This window comes from Arthrobacter sp. B2a2-09 (genome assembly GCF_027587375.1).
Classification (GTDB): domain Bacteria; phylum Actinomycetota; class Actinomycetes; order Actinomycetales; family Micrococcaceae; genus Arthrobacter.
The window spans coordinates 27221-46232 of record NZ_JAMXIC010000012.1 but is presented as its reverse complement, the minus strand read 5'-3'; the positions used below and the strand labels follow the sequence as shown (position 1 = coordinate 46232).

Annotated in this window: 18 protein-coding genes; 4 read left to right on the top strand and 14 right to left on the bottom strand. The window is 65.4% G+C overall.

Translation table 11 applies throughout. The features are described from left to right. Nucleotides 1–31: 31 nt before the first annotated feature. From NFJ07_RS14030 to NFJ07_RS13970, 13 genes are all read right to left on the bottom strand, one after another. Nucleotides 32–1258, bottom strand: coding sequence for a pyridoxal phosphate-dependent aminotransferase (locus tag NFJ07_RS14030; RefSeq protein ID WP_269995362.1), 1227 nt, complete (start codon nucleotides 1256–1258; stop codon nucleotides 32–34). A 63-nt stretch (nucleotides 1259–1321) separates the two neighbouring features. Further along, the gene (locus NFJ07_RS14025) at nucleotides 1322–2254 is read right to left on the bottom strand and encodes a PASTA domain-containing protein (RefSeq protein WP_269995222.1); all 933 of its coding nucleotides are present in this window, start codon (nucleotides 2252–2254) and stop codon (nucleotides 1322–1324) included. Between the two features lie 54 nt (nucleotides 2255–2308). After that, nucleotides 2309–2779: a hypothetical protein gene (locus NFJ07_RS14020; protein WP_269995221.1), complete on the bottom strand. Its 471-nt coding sequence runs from the start codon at nucleotides 2777–2779 to the stop codon at nucleotides 2309–2311. 30 nt (nucleotides 2780–2809) lie between these two features. Next, nucleotides 2810–3352: a phage tail protein gene (locus NFJ07_RS14015; protein WP_269995220.1), complete on the bottom strand. Its 543-nt coding sequence runs from the start codon at nucleotides 3350–3352 to the stop codon at nucleotides 2810–2812. Further along, on the bottom strand, nucleotides 3345–5993 hold the full coding sequence (locus NFJ07_RS14010; RefSeq protein ID WP_269995219.1) for a baseplate J/gp47 family protein: 2649 nt from the start codon (nucleotides 5991–5993) through the stop codon (nucleotides 3345–3347). Before NFJ07_RS14010 ends, NFJ07_RS14015 begins: the two co-directional genes overlap by 8 nt. Next, complete coding sequence (locus NFJ07_RS14005; protein ID WP_269995217.1) at nucleotides 5990–6424, bottom strand: GPW/gp25 family protein; 435 nt, start codon at nucleotides 6422–6424, stop codon at nucleotides 5990–5992. Before NFJ07_RS14005 ends, NFJ07_RS14010 begins: the two co-directional genes overlap by 4 nt. Nucleotides 6425–6437: 13 nt before the next feature. Continuing rightward, nucleotides 6438–6779 (bottom strand): hypothetical protein, encoded by a 342-nt coding sequence (locus NFJ07_RS14000; RefSeq protein ID WP_269995215.1) that lies wholly within the window; start codon nucleotides 6777–6779, stop codon nucleotides 6438–6440. Continuing rightward, the gene (locus NFJ07_RS13995; protein ID WP_269995213.1) at nucleotides 6779–8299 is read right to left on the bottom strand and encodes a phage baseplate assembly protein V; all 1521 of its coding nucleotides are present in this window, start codon (nucleotides 8297–8299) and stop codon (nucleotides 6779–6781) included. Before NFJ07_RS13995 ends, NFJ07_RS14000 begins: the two co-directional genes overlap by 1 nt. 25 nt (nucleotides 8300–8324) lie before the next feature. Further along, nucleotides 8325–9083, bottom strand: coding sequence for a CIS tube protein (locus NFJ07_RS13990; RefSeq protein ID WP_269995212.1), 759 nt, complete (start codon nucleotides 9081–9083; stop codon nucleotides 8325–8327). Between the two features lie 1010 nt (nucleotides 9084–10093). Then, nucleotides 10094–10585 carry a phage tail protein gene (locus tag NFJ07_RS13985; protein WP_269995210.1) on the bottom strand — a complete coding sequence of 164 codons (492 nt, stop codon included), beginning with the start codon at nucleotides 10583–10585 and terminating at the stop codon, nucleotides 10094–10096. Between the two features lies 1 nt (nucleotide 10586). Beyond that, complete coding sequence (locus tag NFJ07_RS13980; protein WP_269995209.1) at nucleotides 10587–11810, bottom strand: phage tail sheath family protein; 1224 nt, start codon at nucleotides 11808–11810, stop codon at nucleotides 10587–10589. A gap of 13 nt (nucleotides 11811–11823) precedes the next feature. Then, complete coding sequence (locus NFJ07_RS13975) at nucleotides 11824–12519, bottom strand: hypothetical protein (RefSeq protein WP_269995208.1); 696 nt, start codon at nucleotides 12517–12519, stop codon at nucleotides 11824–11826. A 17-nt stretch (nucleotides 12520–12536) separates the two neighbouring features. Further along, a complete protein-coding gene (locus NFJ07_RS13970; RefSeq protein ID WP_269995207.1) occupies nucleotides 12537–13073 on the bottom strand; it encodes a MarR family winged helix-turn-helix transcriptional regulator in 537 nt (178 codons plus the stop codon). 105 nt (nucleotides 13074–13178) lie between these two features. Between NFJ07_RS13970 and NFJ07_RS13965 the strand changes: the two genes are divergently transcribed. Continuing rightward, on the top strand, nucleotides 13179–15383 hold the full coding sequence (locus tag NFJ07_RS13965; RefSeq protein ID WP_269995360.1) for an MMPL family transporter: 2205 nt from the start codon (nucleotides 13179–13181) through the stop codon (nucleotides 15381–15383). Here NFJ07_RS13965 and NFJ07_RS13960 read toward each other — a convergent pair. After that, entirely contained in the window at nucleotides 15359–16294 is a 936-nt protein-coding gene (locus NFJ07_RS13960; protein WP_269995359.1) for an NAD-dependent epimerase/dehydratase family protein, read from the bottom strand. The two genes, NFJ07_RS13965 and NFJ07_RS13960, sit on opposite strands and share 25 nt — an antisense overlap. A 158-nt stretch (nucleotides 16295–16452) precedes the next feature. Here NFJ07_RS13960 and NFJ07_RS13955 point away from each other — a divergent pair, with 158 nt between their 5' ends. The 3 genes from NFJ07_RS13955 to NFJ07_RS13945 are packed head-to-tail and all read left to right on the top strand — an operon-like array spanning nucleotide 16453 to nucleotide 18937. Beyond that, nucleotides 16453–17178 (top strand): TetR/AcrR family transcriptional regulator, encoded by a 726-nt coding sequence (locus NFJ07_RS13955; RefSeq protein WP_269995205.1) that lies wholly within the window; start codon nucleotides 16453–16455, stop codon nucleotides 17176–17178. Between the two features lie 51 nt (nucleotides 17179–17229). Beyond that, on the top strand, nucleotides 17230–18021 hold the full coding sequence (locus NFJ07_RS13950) for an oxygenase MpaB family protein (RefSeq protein WP_269995204.1): 792 nt from the start codon (nucleotides 17230–17232) through the stop codon (nucleotides 18019–18021). A 7-nt stretch (nucleotides 18022–18028) separates the two neighbouring features. Further along, nucleotides 18029–18937, top strand: coding sequence for a DUF817 domain-containing protein (locus NFJ07_RS13945; RefSeq protein WP_269995202.1), 909 nt, complete (start codon nucleotides 18029–18031; stop codon nucleotides 18935–18937). Nucleotides 18938–19012 lie beyond the last annotated feature (75 nt).

Genomic DNA, 19012 nt, shown 5'->3' with positions numbered 1-19012 from the left:
GGTGAGCGAGCGTTGGGACTCGCGGGAGGCCCTAGTCCTGCGGCCGGTTCCGGTACGCGGCCAGGAACGTGGCGATCCTGCGCACTGCCTCCTGGATCTCGCGGACGGAGGGCAGGATGACGAAGCGGAAGTGGTCCGGGGTTGGCCAGTTGAAGGCCGATCCGTGGGAGACCAGGATCTTCTGGTCCTGCAGGAGGTCGAGGACGAATTTCTCGTCGCTCTCGATCGGGTAGACCCCAGGATCCAGCCGCGGGAACAGGTACATGGCCCCGGCTGCCGGAACGCAACTCACTCCGGGGATCGCAGTCAGGAGCTTCAAGGCCAGGTCCCGTTGTTCGCGGAGGCGGCCACCTGGCTTAATGAGTTCCTCGATGCTCTGGTAACCGCCCAGGCAGGTCTGGATGGCGTGCTGCGCGGGAACGTTGGAACACAATCGGAGGGAAGCCAACAGTTCAAGCGCCTCGCGGTATTCGGCCGTGGCGGCGTGCGGACCCGTGACAGCCACCCAACCTGCTCGGTAGCCGGGCATCCGGTAGGCCTTGGAGAGGCCGCTGAAAGTCAGGACGCAGATGTCGTCGGCCACGGAAGCCGTATGGATGTGCTGGGCCTCCTCGTAGCGGATCTTCTCGTAGATCTCGTCCGAGAAAAGGACAAGGTCATGCTTGCGTGCCAGCGCCGCAAACTGCTCCAGGATGTGGCGGGGGTATACCGCGCCGGTGGGGTTGTTCGGGTTGATGATGACGATTGCCTTGGTGCGCTTGGTGATCTTGGCTTCGACGTCGGACATGTCCGGCCACCAATTCTGGCCCTCATCGCAGAGATAGTGCACCGGCTTTCCGCCCGTGAGGGTCACCGTGGCCGTCCACAGGGGATAGTCCGGCGCGGGGATGAGGACCTCGTCGCCGTTCTCCAGGAACGCCTGCAGCGTCATGGAGATCAATTCGCTCACGCCGTTGCCGATGAAGATGTCCTCGACGCCGATATTCATGAGGTTCTGGGTCTGGTAGTACTGCGAGATTGCTGTCCGCGCCGTGAAGATGCCTTTGGAATCGCTGTAACCTTGCGCCCCGCGGAGGTGGTGGATCATGTCGACGACAACCGACTCCGGCGCTTCCAGCCCGAACGGCGCAGTGTCCCCAAGATTCATCTTGAGGATGCGGTGCCCTTCGGCCTCCATGGTCTTGGCCGCTTGGAGGATGGGCCCACGGAGTTCGTAGCGGACGTTCTGTAGTTTGCTGGAGTGCTGCATCGGACGCATGGTTGATCTTTTCATGAGCGGCACCGTTTTCGGCACCGGATTACAGACAGCACCAAGACCGCCCTATTGCTTGATCGCACAGATCTGCGGTTGGACCATGCAGAGGTTGATCGGATTCGGCTCGATGATGACGCTTTGCCGGAGTTCGGTGCGGACCAGGACCAGCGCGTTGACGTTCACTTTGCTTCCGACGTCGGGATTGACCCCCACGACCACGCAACTCAGCAGGAACCCCGACGGCGAAGACTGGCACGTAGAGCCCTGGGTGAAATCGAGCTGGATTTTCGCGGTCTGGAAGGCGGTCCGCGCACTTTCGATCCGCGAGCCCAGAACCGCGGGCACTACGGATTTCACCGGCGTCGCGATCTCCAGGTTGATGGTGGAGCCGCGCCCGGCGGTCTTGTTGGCTTCGGGCGATTGGGTGACCACCGTTCCCTCCGGCGACGAGCTTTCCTTGTCCGTTGTGGCCGCGGAGAATCCGGCGTCCTTCAAGATCTGCGTTGCTTCAGCCTGGGGTTTCCCGACGACGTCCGGCACATTGACGTCCTTGAGAAGGAACCAGATCACCCCACCAATCGCCGCCAGCAGCACGACGGCGCCGAGGATCACCCACAGCCAAGGAAACCTGTGAGTCGGCTTGGGCGGTTCCGGTGGCTTGGTGACATTCAGCGTGACCACGTGGGCCTGATCGGCATAGTCTTCCGGGGCGTCGTCGGCAGAGTAGGCGATCAGTTTCACGGGAAACGTGCCTGGCGCGGCGCCGGCGGTGTCGAAGTTGACCAGGTACTGCTCGGTGGCTCCGGCCGCGATGGTCCGCAGAGGGGTAGGGATGGTGGTGTACGTCGGCGACGGCGGTGTGCTCTCCGCACCGGGAAAAGCCCCGAGCACCACGCGTTCCGGGCCGGGAGCTCCGTTGGTCACGGACGCAGTCAGGGAGCCTTTGCCGTCCTTGAGCTCCACGGTGGGGGAACTCAGGGTCATGGTGATGGTGCTCATGCGACAACCGCCTTTCGGGGAATGAAAACGGCAACGGAAAGGGTGGCGGCCAAGTCATCCTCCTGCTTCCAGGAGCTGCAGCGCGCAGGTGCCGACAACCCGGCACGCGATGCCCAGTTGACCCCCGGAAGTCCCGAAGGTCAGGCTGACAGTGTCCCCAGCGGACACGTCCTGCTCCGTTCGTGTGCCCTCCACGAGGAGGGTCACGGTGACCGCCTGTTGGGGAGCCAGCCGGGCACGCTTGGTGGGGCTGCCAAGATCGAACGGGCCCCCGAATTTCTTGACCTCGAAAACGCAGCTTCCCGTCACCAGCAGTTGTGTTGCCGCCGCGGAGCATTGGCCGCCTGGGCTCACGAGATCCGAGGCAGCGAGGGTGCCTCCTTTGGCGGCCTGCGAGAAGCCCGTTTGCCAACTGGCCGCCGCGTTATTGTTTCCGCCGCAACTGACGCCGAACACCAGCACGAGCACCGCGATGACGCCGCACACGGCCACCGCAATGAGCGGCTTGCGGTTCTCGCCGTTCACGAGTCCGGCCTGTTCATGAGTCCGGCCTGTTCATGAGTCCGGCACCGGGACCATTACGGCAACCTCGTCCGTAACGTGTGCAGGCTTGATGCCTTTGACGATCCGGCGGACCAGCTCCACTTGTCCGGCGGCCGCCGCGGGGACGAGCACCTTGATGTGGAACTCGCCCGGGACGGATTCGACGTCGAACCCCGGGATCCCGGTGGCGAGCTGAAGGAAGCGGGTGAGTCCGTCCACGGTGCCCCGGCGAGCGGACAGCGTGGCGGCGCACGCGATCAGATCGCGTTGGCGGGCCACGGGGACTCCCGCCGCCGCGGAGTCCACGGACTCCGTGTTTGGCAGGGTCAACCAGTCCAGGTCCACCCACCGGGACAGGAAGGGAATGAACGACGACGGCGAGCGGCCGGGATCGGGGACGGTATGGATGCGGTCCAAGACATCCCGGACAGGCAAGTGCATGTCCTCAGCCACTGCAATGAGGGCTTGCAGCGGCGTGCTGGTCTCCGCCGCCACTTGGTAGATCTCGGGCAGGACCTTCAAGATCGGGGAGTTGCGCAGCACAGGTTCAACCATTGCCATGCACCACTTCGATCCGGTGGTCGCCCGAGCAGAACAGCCAGGTATCGGGGAGGGTCACCACGTCGTCAACCATCCGCCGCGTACAGCTCGCCCAGGACACTGCGTTGTCCGTGCTCCGGTAGATCCCCTTGGGGCCGGCCGCGAGTACAAGCTGCGAACCGTCGCCGCGCACAACGCCGGACACGGCGCGGACGGGCTCGAAGCGAGTCCGGTCCCGCAGCGGCAGATTGCAGTTCACATCGGGGACGCTCCATTGCGCGGAAGCCTGGCCAAGCTGGAGGCGAAGCACGCCGCCGCTCTGGGTGGCGGCATAGGCGGCATCGCCCATCACGTGGACGCCCCAGCAGCTGCCGCCGGTCCAGCCTGCGCCGAACTGTTCCCAGGAAGCCATCAGGGCGGCGTCGAATTGGGTGCGGGCGAGTTCATCGATCTTCAGGCGCAGGCAGCCCGTCCCCGTACCTTCGGGCACGGAACGTCCGAGCCAGACGTAGCTTGCGCCGCCGTCGTACTGGATTGTCATGCAGCGGATGTCCTCGCCCGCCGACTTGACCTGCTTGAAGCTGCCGGCGGCCCCGGCGTCGGGGGAGAGCCAAATTCCTGCGGATGCTTCCGCCGCGACCACCACGCCGGTGCGGCCGCGCACGTCCACCAGGGCGTCCACTGCGTAAAAGCCGCGGTCCGGCTGGGTTGCATCCACCACGTTCTGGACCGGGAGGGCACCCTGGCCCATCGGCAGCTCATAGAGACCGTGCTCGCCAGCGAGCAGCAGCACGGGGACTCCCTGCCGGTCCACCCAGCACAAATCCGCGACGACGAAGCCTAATTCCGCGGCTCGGCGCCAGGATTCGCCGAGGTCCTCGCTGACGTAGATGCGCGAGCCCGTGGGGGTCACGGTGCTCACGGCCACCATGCCTGGGTGCTGTCCAGCGCCGAACCCGCCAGGGCCGAAACCGCCAGCGCCGAACCCGCCAGGGCCGAAGCGGCCTGGGGCGGGGGAACGGAAGGGAGCGATGGACTTCACCGTTTCGCTGGCCGCCTCCGAGCCGAACCCGGCACAGGCTTCCCAGCCATCGCCCGCGTTGGTGGTCCGGAAAAGGGCGCTCTCTTGAGCCACGAACCACGTGTTGTCCTGGCCCTCGGCCTGAACCAGCGCCAGGGCGTCGGTGTCCGGGACCTTCTCCACTTCGAGCCGAACGCGGTCCACGTATTGGACTCCGGGCTCGGCTTCCTCCATGGCCCGGTAGAGGTTGGAGACGCGCAACGGCTTGCCGAAGCCAGAGCCGTAGTTGGAAGAACTCGGGTTGAGCGGACTGATGCCTTCCGCTAGCCGGCCCACGATCCTGGACTTCACGGCCTCGGCGTCCTCATCGGGGCGGACTACGATCCTGGCGTCCACCAGCACTTGCTTGTAGAGGCCCCAACGGACCACAGGCTCGGCCCCCACCGTGGACCGGCGACGCAGGTATTGTTCTACCTCGAGCCGGACGCTTTCACGCGCCTGGGCGTTCAGCTCGGCGGCGCGCACGGGAGTGCTGCCGGAATCACCCGGCACGAACGGCACCAGCACCACCTCTACCTCGCCGGGTTTGGCAAAGGCCCAAATGTCCCGCCGCGTGAATGCCCGAGCCCTCGCGACGCCGCCGTGGCGCATGGCCAAAACCTCGTAGTCCCGCACAGTGACGGCCCTGTCCCTGGCCTGGAAGTCCTGCGGTGCCCGGCGGAGAGCATTCTCCAGCGATTCGCCGTCGCGGCCTCCCGTGGCGGGTTCCGGGTTGCTGACCTTGACGCCGGGGATCGGGGTGCGCATGATCGTCAGTTGGCCTGCGCCGACATTGCCCCGTTGCCCTCCACCGCCGCGGTACCAAGCGCGGACCTCGGCGCCCGGCCCGGGAACAACAGCCGTCCGCGCTACGGACTCCTCGTCCCACCATGCGAACATCACGACGCCGGCACTCCGGTCAATCCGGACCGGCGACTCATCCGGGCTGGCGTCAGCGAAAGCCTCCACCTCGCGGCAATACCGGAATGGTTTGCCGTCCACCAAGACGGCTTCGCCGCTGCTCAGCTGGGCGCCCGCGGGAACCTCTATGGCGATTGACAGGCCCGCCCCGGAGACGATGGGTGCGTTCGGAATGAGGAAGCTCTGGCCCGGGCGCCCGGTTCCGACGCCGATGGGAACGGCGTCGTACAAGGTGACATCGGCTGCCGGGACCTGCACACTGGACTGGCCCGCCGCGAGGACGGCCGCCGTCGTCGTCGTGAAGACCGGTTGAGGAGCGCCGGGCACGCCGGGCGGGCAACTGACCTGGGTCCCGCGCGGGATGCGGATGTCCTGGCCGTCGGTACTGCTTGCTGCGGACGTACGGGTGAATTCGAGGATGGCTTCGGCCGTGCTGGGCGGGTACAGGCTGGTGCCGAGTAGGTTCAAGTACACGGCATAGAGCTTTTCCGGCACCCGGTTGAGCCGGTACATCAGGGTATCCGTCAGGTAAGCGAAAGCCTCGAGGATGGTGATGCCGGGGTCGTGCACGGAGAGGTCCGTCCAGTCCGGGGCGATTTGCTGGATGCGCTCGCGTGCACCGGCCACCAGGTCCGCGAAGCTGCGGTCGTCAAGATTCGGCACCGGGATACTCATGCTGCACCTCCGGAATCAACGGGCAGGGCGATAGCGAGCTGGTCCTCGAGCTGGGTGGAGCGGACCCGGTACCGCAGCTGGACCTCCAGTATTTCCGGGCTTTCCGGAGAGCGGGACGCATCCAAAGACAGGACGGTGATCCGGGGCTCCCACTGCTCCACGGCCCGGGCAACATAATGGATGGCCAGCCCCGCAGTGGTGTCATCCGCCGGCGCGAAAGCGAGCCGGAACAAATGGCAGCCGTAGGTGGGCCGGTTGACGCGCTCGCCGGGCCTGGTGCTCAGCAGCAGGAGGAGCGCCTGGCGCACGGATGCAGCGTCCGTCACGGTGGCGAGCCGTCCGTCGGGCGTCAGACGCAAGCCTGGAAGCCCGACGGCGGCATCGAAATCTGGGTGGACGAAGGCCACCGACTTGTATCTGGGGATGCTCACGGCCGGCCGCCTCTCATGATCCCGCCGCCACGAATTCCTGGCCCGGCCGCCGGACCGTGTACTTGACGGCACCGGGCGGAGTGCCGTCCGTATAGCCCTCCACAGTGTCCAGGCAGACCTTCTTGCCGCCGATCCGGACAAAATCCGAATAGCCCTTGAGCACGGGCAAGGTCTTGTTGCAGGGCTTGATGTTGAGGCCCACGTTGGGGCACATGCTGATGCTTCGTCCTTGGGGATCGTTGTCGACCAAAACAGGCGAACCCGCAACGCGGACCCACTGCTGCGAAGGGACGTTCTCCACCTTGCCGTCATGACCGCAGCGCAGGATCGCTTCCTTGACGAGGATCTTCAGCATCAGGCCTCCTCGAAATCGACGGTTTTGGCGCGGATCTTCATGGCCTTGCCCGGTGCTTCGAGGAACATGTCCGTAGCTGCGGTAATGCGCAGCTTCTCGGGCCCGAGTTCCACCGTGGAGCCGTGCCCGTCCGTGAAACTCACGGTGCGGGTGCCGCCGTCGAGCACTATTTGCTGCCCGTCGGCGCTCCGGAAGGTGTAGCGGCTGTCCCTCGGCGTGTTCAAGCTGTTGTCCGGGGCCTGCTCCCCGCCATAGAGCCCACCCAGGATGATCGCCTGCGCCGGATCCGTGGCCGGTAGCAAGACCAGCACGGTGTCCTCCGGAGCAGGCGGCACCACGAAGCCTTTCCCCGCCCCGGCCCCGGCTGTGAGGACCGGCGCCCAGGCTGATTCCAGCGGCGGGTAGGCGGGGAGGCTGACGCGCGCCCGGCAGCGGCCTTCCGGATCTTCCACGTCCAGCACGATTCCCAGGGTGAAGACGTCCGGACGCCGTGCGGGTGGGGTTTCCGGGGGGCGCGTGTTGATGGTGGTTTCGTAGCCGGTGCCGTCCAGCCGGTGGGTGGCGGTGGCGATAGCGTAGGTGCCTTCCAACGACGTCGCGATTCCGCGCACGCGGACCCGGCGCCCCGCGCGGAGGCGGGGATCGCCGTCGGCCACGAAGACGGCGGTGACTTGCCCTGCCATCCGGAAGTCCAGTTCCGCCTGGGCCAGTCCGTGGGCTGCGGATGGGGACGCGAATGCCTCGTTTTCGCGCAGGAGATCGCCGCCCGCGCCCACGCTCGAAAGCGCAGGATCTGCCGAGACGTTGGCTTTCGCGTCACTCGTACTTGCGGAGCCCTGCTGCACCGAGGCGTCGTCGGACCGCCAGCCCGTGGTTTCGGCTCCGAGATAGGCCGGCTCCTGGCTCACCTCCACCTCGGCCGAATGCAGGCTGCTGCCCAGTTCCAGCTCGATCGGTTCGCCTTCGCCGGACAGGTCCGTCAGCCTCAGCGCATCGCCGTCCACCACGGGATACGCGCCCACCCGGGCACTTTGCTCCACCAACACGCTCAGGTCCGAGCGCGCACATTGGTACACCTCGCCTAGCCGGGCGGCGCCGCCAACCACCTGCAAACCGGTGCCCTCGGTGAGGGTGCGGGCCAGCCCGGCGAGGTCGACGTCGCTGTGCAACCGGGTGAACTGGCGTTTCCTCAGCCGGTGCAGGGCATCGTACGCGCGGACCCTGATTTCCTGCGAGAGATCCGCCCCGTAGCTGTGCTCCACCACCGTCACTTCACCTGCGAAGAGCGGAGTTCGTTGGCCACCCAGTTCCACGCGCAGCGCGTCCCCAGGTGCTGGATCCACTCCACCGCGTGCCGTCACCGACCGTCCCGGACCGGGCCGCCAGCTGATGAGGCATTGTGCCGGCCTGGCCAGGGAGCTGAGGACCTGCACGGAGATGATCGCCGCGGTTTCGGCCGGGGAGAGGCGGCGCCGCCCGAGGGTGACGATGAGTTCCGGGAGGCCCTGGAGCTGCCTCATCGAACTGGGCCTTTCCCGGGACTCTTCATGGCGCCTCGCCAACCGGGGGAACGGCAAGGGGGCCGTTGAAATGTGCCGGATCGTCGATGTTGTTGTACTCCAGCAGCAGCTTCCACAACAGAGGCGTCCCGAAGGCGGCCAGGCTGAGGCGTCCCAGCTCACCCGGCGGGACCTCCGGAAGCACCTCGCCGCCGTCGGGCGCTGTTGCATCCCTGTCGGTGCTGCCGTCGCCGCCCACCGCGAGGGTATCCACGGGTGGCGCCGTCAGGTCCACCGTCGGGAGCCGCTGGGCGAGCTCATAGTTCTCGCCGCCTTCTTGGTCCGCACTCTGCCCGACACGCACGAAAACCATGCGCATCCACGAGCGCAAGGGCGAGCCATCCGGCGAAAAGCGGTCAAAGCGCTCGGCCACTTCGGTCACGATCCCGGGGACATTCCATGCCCGCCCCCAGACGAACCGGACCGACGGCGGCCGGCGCTGCCTTTCCACCTCGGCCGAATTCTCCGCGAGAGCCCAGATGGGCCGGGTCATCTGGCGGACGTCCTGGACATGGAGCGACGCCGGCGCGAGGTCGACGTCGAACAGGAGATCCAGGCGAAGCTCGGTGTGCCCGCCGCCCGTGAAGAGCAAGGGATCGTCCGCGAGGCCCGTTCCGGTCAGCTTGCCACCCGCCGAGCGTCGCGGCTCCACACCGGCCGTCCGTGACATGACCACCGTCTCGGGATTGAGCAGGCAACCAAGGTGCTCCCCGGTGTCCTCGATCAGGAAAGCGACCCGTTCCATCTCAGACCGCCAGCTGTTCGTTACTCAGCCGGGCTGCGCGGGCTATCGCCGCCGTTGCTGATGTTTCCACCGTTGGCTGAGGCGCGGGGCGTGGGGCCAATTCCGGCCAGTTTCCGGTGAGTGGTGCCGCCGACGCGCGCTCCGGGGTTGTGCTTGGGTGGCCTGGGGCTTGGTGCTCTCGGGGATGGTGTTCTTGGTGTGGCGCCGGGCTCGGACGCTGGTCCGAAGTTTCGGAGCCGACGACGGCGGGACTCGCCACTTGCGGAGCCGGTGCAGTGAGCTTGGGGGTGGGTTGCGGCTCTGGCGTCGTTGAGTGGGCGTTGGGAAAGGGAGCAACCGGAGGCTGGGCCGGCAGGGACAATGCAGTCTGGCGTTGTACGGCCGGACTCTGTGGTTCATCAGGGCGGGGCGTGGTGCAGGTGATCGCGTGGTCCGCGGAAAAGGGTCTGAGCTCCGCAGAGCTGCCATGGGGCGGACGCAGCCACAGTCGCGGGTGAGGCGCGGTCCGCGGGTTGTCGGGTGCCGCCGTCGGGCCTTCGGTCACTCGCGGTGAGGGCGACGGCCCCAGGCGGATCAGGGGCCACCGTTCCGAGATTGTCCCTGGGGCTGGCATCCGCTCGGGTCCGGTTCGGAGCGAGCTTGAACTGCCGGGCTCGGTGGTCCGGCCGGCACGCGATTCCTGTGGATGTGAGCGAGGGTTGGGTTGGGTTGGGGGTATATGTGAGCGAGCGTTGGGTGGGGAGGGGGGTATATGTGAGCGAGGGTTGGGTGGGGATGGGACGAGACCGGCGTCGCGCAACAACCGGATCCAATGCTCCGGCGCGCCGGATATGTCCAGTCTGCGCACCGACGTCGGGCGCTGTATTCCAACTCCGCGCTCCGTTCCAACGGCTTCGGCAGCCCCGGCACCCGACTCGGCGTCAGGATGCGGCGGCGGTTCCAGCCTTTCCGCGAGTTCCCTCAGCAGCCGCGCCGCCGAGCGGCGCCACGGGTTCCGGGGCCTCCACCCATCAGGCCCCGGGAGCGCGCGCATCATCGAGCTCCAAGCGGTCGTACGCGATGCTCAGGGATTCGATGGCAAGGTCCTTGCCGAGGGCATCCAAGGGGGCGCCGAACCAGTCGCACGGCCAGGCGCCCAGCAAATTCCAGCGGCGCACCTCCACCGAGCCGGCGTCATTGAGCATGGCGATGGAGACGTTGCGCCGCTCCACATGCCCGTCGACGGCCTTGAACAACCATTGCAGCATTTCGGTGGAGTCGGTCAGCCCGTAGCGGAGCGTCACTGGAGTGTACTCAACCTGGCCCGGGATGACCCGGACCGTGCTGTTTTCGCCACCGGAGCGGTACAGGATGCGGTCGATTTTCAGCCCGAGCCCTTCAACCTTGGTGAAGTGTCCCTGGACCACACCTTGGATAACGAGTTTGAAGTTGTAGGCGCGGTACGGGTCCACCACGTTCCCGGGTTGGGCAGCAGGGGCCGGGGTGCTTGGCTGCGTGCTCATTTCAGGCTCCTGCGCTCTCTGTCTCGCTGGTGTTGTCGGCCGACTGCATGAGCTTGAAGATCACGAATTCGGCGGGTTTGACGGGTGCGATGCCGATCAGGGTGACAACCTGCCCCGCATCGCGGACTTCGGGCGGGTTGGTTTCTTCGTCGCATTTCACAAAGAAGGCCTGTTGGGGAGTAGTGCCCAACAGCGCCCCGTCCCGCCACACATTGGTCAGGAATGCGCCGATGTCGCGGCGGATGGACTTCCACAACGTGTGGTCGTTGGGTTCAAAGACCACCCAGCGCGTGCCGTCCGCCACGGATTCCTTGATCATGTTGGTCAGCCTGCGGACGTTGACGTAGCGGTATTCACTGGCCTCGGGTGCCTTGGTCCGGGCACCCCAAATGCGGATGCCTTCGCCCGGGAAATAGCGGATGCAGTTCACCCCGGCCGGGTTCAGCACTTCCTGTTCGCCTCGGCTGACCCGCCGGACCAGGTCCAGCGCCCCTTGGATGGGTTCGTTGGCGGGCGCCTTGTGGACTCCGCGTGTCGCGTCCACGCGCGCCCACACCCCGGCAACATGGCCCGACGGCGGCTGGGTCACCTTCTTGCCGGACACCGGGTCCGTCATGACGATCCACGGAAAGTACAGGGCCGTGTAGCCACCGGGGGACTGGGGAGCGCCGAGTGCGTCCTGTTTGTCGTCGTCCGCTTTCGCGTCGGTGGACTTCGGCGCGTCCGGCACACCGGACGTCGCCGCCCGGGTGAGGGCTCCGACGTCGTCCACTTTCTCCGGGGTGTCCATGATCGCCATGCGGTCCTGGCGCAAGGGATGCTCCACGTGGGCCTGCAGGGCGGCGTACGCTTCGGCGTCGGCGTATCCGGGGGCGGCCACCATCGAGATGTCGTCGATCGCTTCGAACAACGTGACCCCGGTGGGCTTCGCGGCGGTGCCGGTGAGGCTGCCGCCGGTACCGATATTGACCACGTAGCAGCGGCTGCCGCCGTTGGCGAAGAATCCGAAGACGGCGCTGGACAGTGGCGTTCCTTGAGTGGCTTTGCCAACATACTGGTCCACGAACTGGGTCCAGTTGTCCAGCACCCGTGCTTCATCCGGGTGGGCCAAGGGATCGGGGGAAACTCCTACAAAACCGGCGATGCTGGTGCTGACCTGGCCGATCGACCGCGCACCGCTGGGCACTTCTTGTACATACACTCCTGGCGCCTGGTAGTTCGCCATGGTGTGCTCCCTTTCACTCCCACCGGATGATCACCGGCAGGCTGCTCGTGTCTGCTGAGACTTCACGTTCAGTGCCGCGGACTGCCACGACAAAGTGCTGGAGTTCGTCCGCGGAGGCCAGGACCTCGAAGTGGCCGGTGGGATCGCTCACGACGGCGGAGGCGGACGAATGGGGGCGGATGTAAGCGTCGGGGATGCCTTTGTTGTGGACGTCGACCAGCCTGCCGTGGATACGGCGGGCTACGGTGGTGGTGGCGACGAGGGGTTCAGTGACCGGTGGGCCGGAAGGCTCGTCGAGACGGATTCCCACGGGGACGCGGACCAGGAAACCGAGGCCTTGGCGGATGCCGGAGTCGTATTCGTCCGGCTGGAATTCTCCGCTGGAAACCACTGAGTACTGGGTGTTTTGCTCGATCGCAATCAGGAGCTTTTCCATGTTGTCCAGCTGAGTGGGACCGTGGCATTCCACTGCCACTTTGAGTTCAAGGTCCAGCAGCGGCCCTTCCCGCCGGGAACGGCCCACCCTGTTCATGGCGACGGCGTGGACCGTGACAGGTGCGTCGGTGGATTGGCCGGTAAGTGGTTCGGAGCCGTCATCGAAACGGACACGCTCCGGCGAAACGGCGTCGGAAAGTATCCCGAGGAGCTCGGTCAACGATGATCGCACAACACCCACGGTGACACCCCAGTCCACAAAGTGGTCCAGCACAGCCGATGTGCTCTAGGTTACTCCCGCAATGGCCTGTGAGTCACTGGGGCCTCAGGAATAACTCCATTCGATGGTTGGATGTTTGGCGTGACATCGTGGCGGGCCGTCATGGTGGCCTCGATGACGCCTTGCATGAAAGTCATGACTACGTGGAGTTCTTCCGGCGAAAGTGCGTCAATTACCGGGGTGATGGCGCCGGCCAGGGGAGAGAATAATTCGCTGCCGGTAGCGCGTGCGGAATCAGTCATCTCCAGATGAACCTGCCGGCGGTCCTTTTCGCTGCGGCGGCGTGCCAGATGGCCTGCCCGGTCGAGCCGGTCCACAAGCGCAGTTGTTGCCGGCGAGCTCAGGTTGAGTGCTTCCCTGAGCGCCCCGGGAGTCATGGTCTTGCCCTCCCGGGCGGCAGCCACCATTGCCGCCAATGCATTCAGGTCCGTTCGATGGAGGTGGTGGCGATCGCTCACGGCCTCCACGTAGCGCTCCGTTTCGACCGTGAACTGCTGGAGTAGCCCGAGGAGTACAGCTGCGGACCGAACGTGCTGGTTGTCATCCATGAGGCCTCCTTCAGCCTCAAATTATCCCACCGAGATCCCATTGACCAATTATCTCCATGGTAGATATATTTCGTCATGGAAGTAATTACGAAGGGTGCGGGCATCATGGACAAACGGCCTGGAGCCGGCCGGCGAAGCAGTTCGCGGTTGTGGTTGGCGGGAGCGGTGCTGTCGCTGGTGGCGTGGATGGTGGTCGGCGGAATCGGCGGCCCTACCTTTGGGAAGCTCAGCGAGGTGTCCAGCAACGACCAAGCGTCCTTCCTGCCGGCCAGCGCCGAATCCACCGAAGCCCGTCAATGGCAAAGCAAGTTCACTTCCGGCGGCAGTGTTCCCGCGGTGGTGTTGATCGAGTCTCCTGAGAAGCTTTCCCCCGTTCAACTGGCCGGATTGGCATCCCTCGGCACCCAACTGTCTGCCGTCGACGGGGTCAGCCATTCGACGTCGGCGGCGGGCCCGATTCCCTCCGCGGATGGCAAGGCGGCGCAGTTCATCGTCCCGGTGGAGGAAGGAAACAGGGTCAAAGGGAGCATCCAAGCGCTTCGCGCAATGGCGACGGGCTATGTAGAGGGGGCGGGGCTTCCCGCTGGAACAACCACCTACGTGACCGGACCGGCGGGCTTCCTCGCTGATTTGGTCAACGCTTTTGGCGGCATCGACGGGATACTACTCTTCGCGGCACTTGGTGCCGTGCTGGTGATCCTGCTGGCCGTCTACCGATCCGTGGTGCTGCCGTTCGTGGTGCTGCTTACCGCAGTCTTCGCGCTTTGCGGCTCCATTCTGGTGGTCTTTGCCTTGGCGAAGGCGGGCGCAATCCAATTGACGGGACAAAGCCAAGGGATCCTGTCCATCCTGGTGGTCGGCTCAGCCACTGACTATGCCCTCCTCTTTGTGGCCCGTTACCGCGAGGCCCTGGGCCACGCGTCGAACAAGTGGTCCGCGGTGGGACGCGCCTACAAGGGTAGCTTTGGGGCCATCCTGGCATCCGGGACGACGGTCGCCCTGGCGTTGCTTTGCCTGCTCTTCTCGGAACTGAATTCAAACCGCGGACTGGGGCCAATTGGCGCAATCGGAATCGGCTTTTCAATGTTGGCCAGCCTGACGCTGCTTCCCGCGGCCCTTGGCTTGCTCGGCAGGTCCGCATTTTGGCCGCGAACCCCGAACAAGAGCCCGGCCGCGAACCCGGCCAACTCCGACATTCCCCGAGTCTGGAGGATTCTGGCAAGCATCATAGCCAAGCGGCCCAAGGCCGTATGGCTGAGCGCAGCTGCCATTTTGGTGGTCTGCGCCTCGGGCCTGCCGCAACTCCAAGCCAGCGGTGTTCCGGAGTCGGCACTCATCCTGGGCAAATCCGAGGCAGTGGACGGCCAGGCGGCTCTGGGCCGGCATTATCCCGCCGGTGCAGGAAGCCCGGTGGTGGTTGTGGCTGAGGAAAAGGCGGCAGCCGTGGTGCTTGCCGAAGTCAAAGCCCAGGAAGGCATTTCGGATGCATCCGTGGTTGCCGCTCAACCGGATTCCGGCGTCCGCCCGCTGGCGGAACCGGCGACGGACGCTGCCCCCTTGGTGCGGGACGGCCGGGTGCTGATCAATGCCACCTTGTCCTCGGAGGCCGATTCGGCCAAGGCCGAGCAGACCGTCGCCACGCTCCGGCAGAAGCTGCATGACAAGGCGCCAGGGACCCTGGTGGGAGGAACCACAGCCACTGCCGCGGACACCAACGCCAGCGCGCAGTCTGATTTGTGGCGCATCATCCCGATCGTCTTGGCGGTCATCCTGTTGGTGCTCATGGCACTGCTGCGGGCGGTCCTGGCGCCACTATTGCTGATCGGCACCGTAGTGCTGTCCTATGCGGCAGCGTTGGGTGTCTCGGCCTGGGTGTTCAACCATGTGTTTGGATTCCCCGGGGCGGATGCCTCGGTTCCGCTTTTCGGTTTTGTGTTCCTCGTGGCACTCGGCGTTGACTACAACATCTTCCTCATGACCCGTGTCCGGGAGGAGTCGATGCTCAGCGGAACCCGGGCCGGTATCTTGAAGGGGCTTGGTGCCACCGGCGGGGTGATTACCTCGGCCGGCGTCGTTCTTGCCGCAACCTTTGCCGCCCTAGGGGTCATTCCGATCCTCTTCCTTGCGCAGATCTCTTTTATTGTCGCGTTCGGGGTGCTGCTCGACACCACGATCGTGCGCTCGCTGTTGGTGCCCGCCCTGTCCTACGACATCGGCCGGCGGATTTGGTGGCCGGGACGTTTGGGCCATGGATCCTCGGATGAGGACCAGGCGATGGGCGAAACTCAGCGGGCAGCCACGGCTTCCTGATCCCGCCACCAGGCCACGGTCGTCGCCATCGCGTCCGAAAGCGGCGTCGGTTCCAGCCCGAGCTTGGCCTGGCTCACAGTGGAATCCATGACGAACGGCCGCTCGAACTGGTACAACATTTCGGCCAGCTCGCGCATGTCGGTTGAAAACAGGCCAAGGATCCGGAGCAGCCAGCCTGGAACCACACTCAGCTTCGGTTCGGGAACGCCGGCCGAGCGCGCGAAGTTGTCCGCAATTTCCCGCATCGTCATTGCCGGACCCGTGGGGGCGTGCAGCACCGAGTTCCAGAGTTCGGGCTTTTCGGCCGCGGCGATCATGGCTGCTGCAAGATCCGGGACGTAGGTGAAAGAGTGGGGCTGCTGGGCGCTTCCGAGAACCTGGACCGGCTTGCCCTTGAGGACCATGGGGACCATGCGCTCGCCGGCGTGCGCCAAGCGGGCCCGCGGCCCGAAGAAATCGCCCGCCACCACGCTGACGGTATTCGCCGGGTGGGCTTGCCGGGCCTTCAGCAGGGCGGAACGGATCCCGCGCTTGCCACCGGCCGCTTCGCGCGGGCTGCTTTCAGTGATGGTCTTGTCCGGCTCGCTGTAGGAGTAGAGGCTCTCCGGGAAGACGACGACGGCGCCCGCCGCCACAGCGGCGTCCATCACCACTTGCTCTGCACCGGGAAGCTCGGCCGCCCAGGCTTTGGCCCGGTAGGCAGAACCATGGATGCAGTGGAAAACGGCCGCGGCGCCATCGAAGGCTCGCGCCAACTTGGCCGGGTCCGAGACGTCCACGCGAAGCTTTTCGACCAGCGGGTGGTCCGGGCCGCTGCCTGAGCGTGTCAGGACGCGCACCTGTTCTCCGCGGTCTGCGAGTTGCTCGGCAACGGTCCATCCGACGGGGCCTGCTCCTGTGACGACGTACATGGTGTTGCTCACTTTCTGGCTCGGAATCTGTTTCTTTTTGTTGAAAACCTAGCTCGAGAGCAGTGCTCTCTGAATTCAGGATGAGCCTTTTCGAATCGCATGTCAAGAGCACTGCTCACATTTGTTGTCAGTGCTCTCATTTGTGGCATGCTGGATGCATGGACCTCCCCTTAGCCGCAGCGGCCAAACAATCCACGCCCCGCGAGCGAGCCCGGGCCCAGACCGTGGCGGACATCATCCGGCTAGGTCGCCAGCACCTTGCCCTGCATGGCGCCGCGGGCTTGTCCCTGAGGGCGGTCGCGCGCGATCTCGGCGTGGTGTCCTCCGCCGTTTACCGCTACGTGGAGAGCCGCGACGAACTTCTGACCCTCCTGCTGATTGACGCTTACGGCGAGCTGGGCGACGAAGTGGATGCCGCCGTCGACGCCCTCCCCGAAGCCGACTACAGCGGCAGGTTCCTGGCGCTCGGGCGGGCCGTTCGTCAGTGGGCCCTGCGCGAGCCGGCAAGGTATGCCCTCCTGTTCGGCAGCCCGGTGCCCGGATACCAGGCGCCGGCCGAGCGCACCACGGAACCCGGAACGCGAGTGATCTACCGGATGGTGGGGATCTTCGACGCCGCCCACCGCGCAGGTGCCTTGGCCGCCGACGTGGCGCCCGCCGTCGTCGTTCCTCCTGCCCTTGCCGCAGACCTGGCGGCCATCCGGGCCGAACTGGGCGTGGCTGTTCCGGAAGCCGTGTTGGCCAGGGGCGTGCTGGTGTGGACATCGGTCTTTGGGGCGGTCAGCTTCGAGGTGTTCGGCCAATACGGGGCTGACACCTTCGCCGCGCGCGACGAGCTTTTTGAGCACCAGCTCGAGGTGCTGCGGGGGGTTGTGGGGTTGTAGCCGCCCGAGCAACCGTGCATGAAAGACGGTGCCCGAAGGTACAGTAACTGCATGGCTCGTGGACTTGCTGACATCGGCGCGGAGGGCGTTTTGCTCGCCGGAGCAGGCCGCGCCATCCTGATGCAGATCGCCAATCCCGCGGTCGGCCACGGCGTCGCCGAGCACAGCAATTTCGCCGAGCGGCCACTGGACCGGCTGCGCGCCACCATGACCTACGTCTACGCCGTGGTCTATGGCTCGGAAGAGCAATTGGCCGCGGTTCGCCGGGCTGTGAACCGTGCGCACGCCCCTGTTCGCCGGACCGCGGACGAGGCGTCGAAGGGATACAACGCCTTCGACGCGCAATCCCAGCTCTGGGTGGTGGCGACCCTCTATGACACCGCCGTCACTGTTTACGAAAAGGTCCATGGAGCCCTCGACGACGACACTGCCGATCGTATCTACCGAGAGTATGCGCGGATCGGGACGGCCTTGCAGCTTCCTGCCGAGCTCTGGCCGGCCGACCGCTCGGCCTTCGCGCGCTATCGCGACGAATCCTTGCGGAACCTCGAACCGGATGCAGCTGCATTGAGGGTGGCCCACGAGCTCCTGTACCCCGCGGGCGGGCCGTTCTTGATGCGCTTGAGCATGCCTTTGGTCCGGTTGCTTACGGCGGGCCTGCTGCCGGAGCAGCTTCGTGCCGGCTTCGGACTTCCGTGGAATGCGCGGCATCGGCGCAGCTTCGATGGCACCATGCGATTCTTGGCGGTGGCTTATCCAAGGCTGCCTGAGAGAATCAGGCATTGGCCGAAGAATTACTATCTTGCCCAGCTCGGCCCAGGCGAGCTCGGCCCGGACGAATAGCGCGCCGATGCGTGAACTCACCGCGGTAGAGGAACTTATCGATGGGAGCGCAAGCCGTTTCGTGGGCGGTGCCCCGGCCCGAGGACTTCGATCCAGGCTCACTGAATTCACGGTCTTCGGCCTCAAACAAGCGTGGGCGTGCATCTTCGGCGCTTCGCTCCTTGCCGTCATCTTCGGTGCGCACCTCTGGTATCCAGCCAGCGCCGGCCTGGCCAGGAACGATTTCCTGACGATCGCCGCCGTCGTGATCCAAATCCTGATGGTGGCCACGAGGCTGGAAACCTTGCGCGAGCTCCGGGTGATCGTGCTTTTTCATTTGGTGGGAACGGTCATGGAGTTGTTCAAGACCGACGTCGGCTCGTGGTCCTATGAAGCGGAGGGTGTCCTCCGGGTCGGCGCCGTTCCGCTCTTCAGTGGCTTCATGTACGCAGCGGTCGGCTCCTACATGGTGCGGGTTTACAGGGTTTTCGACCTGCGCTTCGCCAAGTATCCGCGGCGTTGGATCACTGCGGTCCTGGCTGCGGCCATCTATGTGAACTTCTTTTCGCACCACTACATCGTTGATGTCCGCGGGGTCCTGCTGGCCGCCGTCGCCGTGATCTATGGCCGGTGCGTCATGCACTTCCGGGTGTTTCGGAGGCGATTCCGGATGCCGCTGGTCCTGGCATTCCTGCTGGTGGCGCTCTTTATCTGGATTGCCGAGAACATCGCCACCTGGTCGCATGCTTGGCTGTATCCGAGCCAACTGGACGGCTGGCATTTGGTGTCCCCGGACAAGCTTGTCTCGTGGTTCCTCCTGATGATCATCTCCGTGGTGCTGGTGGCATGGGTCTACAAGCCAATGCCGCCTGACGGAACACCCGCCGTCGACGTCGGCCCTCAACCGGGCGTTCTCCCACGGCGAAATCGCTCATAAATCCCCGTGTTTCCGGGGCGTCTTAGCTTCCGAAGAGCAGAGTTGAGTGTACTCGACTCAACTTTGGATTGACTT

Bases quoted from the DNA above. Each gene is read 5' to 3' on its own strand.
- NFJ07_RS14030 (WP_269995362.1), bottom strand. From the start codon at position 1,258: ATGCGTCCGATGCAGCACTCCAGCAAACTACAGAACGTCCGCTACGAA.
- NFJ07_RS14025 (WP_269995222.1), bottom strand. From the start codon at position 2,254: ATGAGCACCATCACCATGACCCTGAGTTCCCCCACCGTGGAGCTCAAG.
- NFJ07_RS14015 (WP_269995220.1), bottom strand. From the start codon at position 3,352: ATGGTTGAACCTGTGCTGCGCAACTCCCCGATCTTGAAGGTCCTGCCC.
- NFJ07_RS14010 (WP_269995219.1), bottom strand. From the start codon at position 5,993: ATGAGTATCCCGGTGCCGAATCTTGACGACCGCAGCTTCGCGGACCTG.
- NFJ07_RS14000 (WP_269995215.1), bottom strand. From the start codon at position 6,779: ATGCTGAAGATCCTCGTCAAGGAAGCGATCCTGCGCTGCGGTCATGAC.
- NFJ07_RS13995 (WP_269995213.1), bottom strand. From the start codon at position 8,299: ATGAGGCAGCTCCAGGGCCTCCCGGAACTCATCGTCACCCTCGGGCGG.
- NFJ07_RS13990 (WP_269995212.1), bottom strand. From the start codon at position 9,083: ATGGAACGGGTCGCTTTCCTGATCGAGGACACCGGGGAGCACCTTGGT.
- NFJ07_RS13985 (WP_269995210.1), bottom strand. From the start codon at position 10,585: ATGAGCACGCAGCCAAGCACCCCGGCCCCTGCTGCCCAACCCGGGAAC.
- NFJ07_RS13980 (WP_269995209.1), bottom strand. From the start codon at position 11,810: ATGGCGAACTACCAGGCGCCAGGAGTGTATGTACAAGAAGTGCCCAGC.
- NFJ07_RS13970 (WP_269995207.1), bottom strand. From the start codon at position 13,073: ATGGATGACAACCAGCACGTTCGGTCCGCAGCTGTACTCCTCGGGCTA.
- NFJ07_RS13965 (WP_269995360.1), top strand. From the start codon at position 13,179: ATGGACAAACGGCCTGGAGCCGGCCGGCGAAGCAGTTCGCGGTTGTGG.
- NFJ07_RS13960 (WP_269995359.1), bottom strand. From the start codon at position 16,294: ATGTACGTCGTCACAGGAGCAGGCCCCGTCGGATGGACCGTTGCCGAG.
- NFJ07_RS13955 (WP_269995205.1), top strand. From the start codon at position 16,453: ATGGACCTCCCCTTAGCCGCAGCGGCCAAACAATCCACGCCCCGCGAG.
- NFJ07_RS13950 (WP_269995204.1), top strand. From the start codon at position 17,230: ATGGCTCGTGGACTTGCTGACATCGGCGCGGAGGGCGTTTTGCTCGCC.
- NFJ07_RS13945 (WP_269995202.1), top strand. From the start codon at position 18,029: ATGCGTGAACTCACCGCGGTAGAGGAACTTATCGATGGGAGCGCAAGC.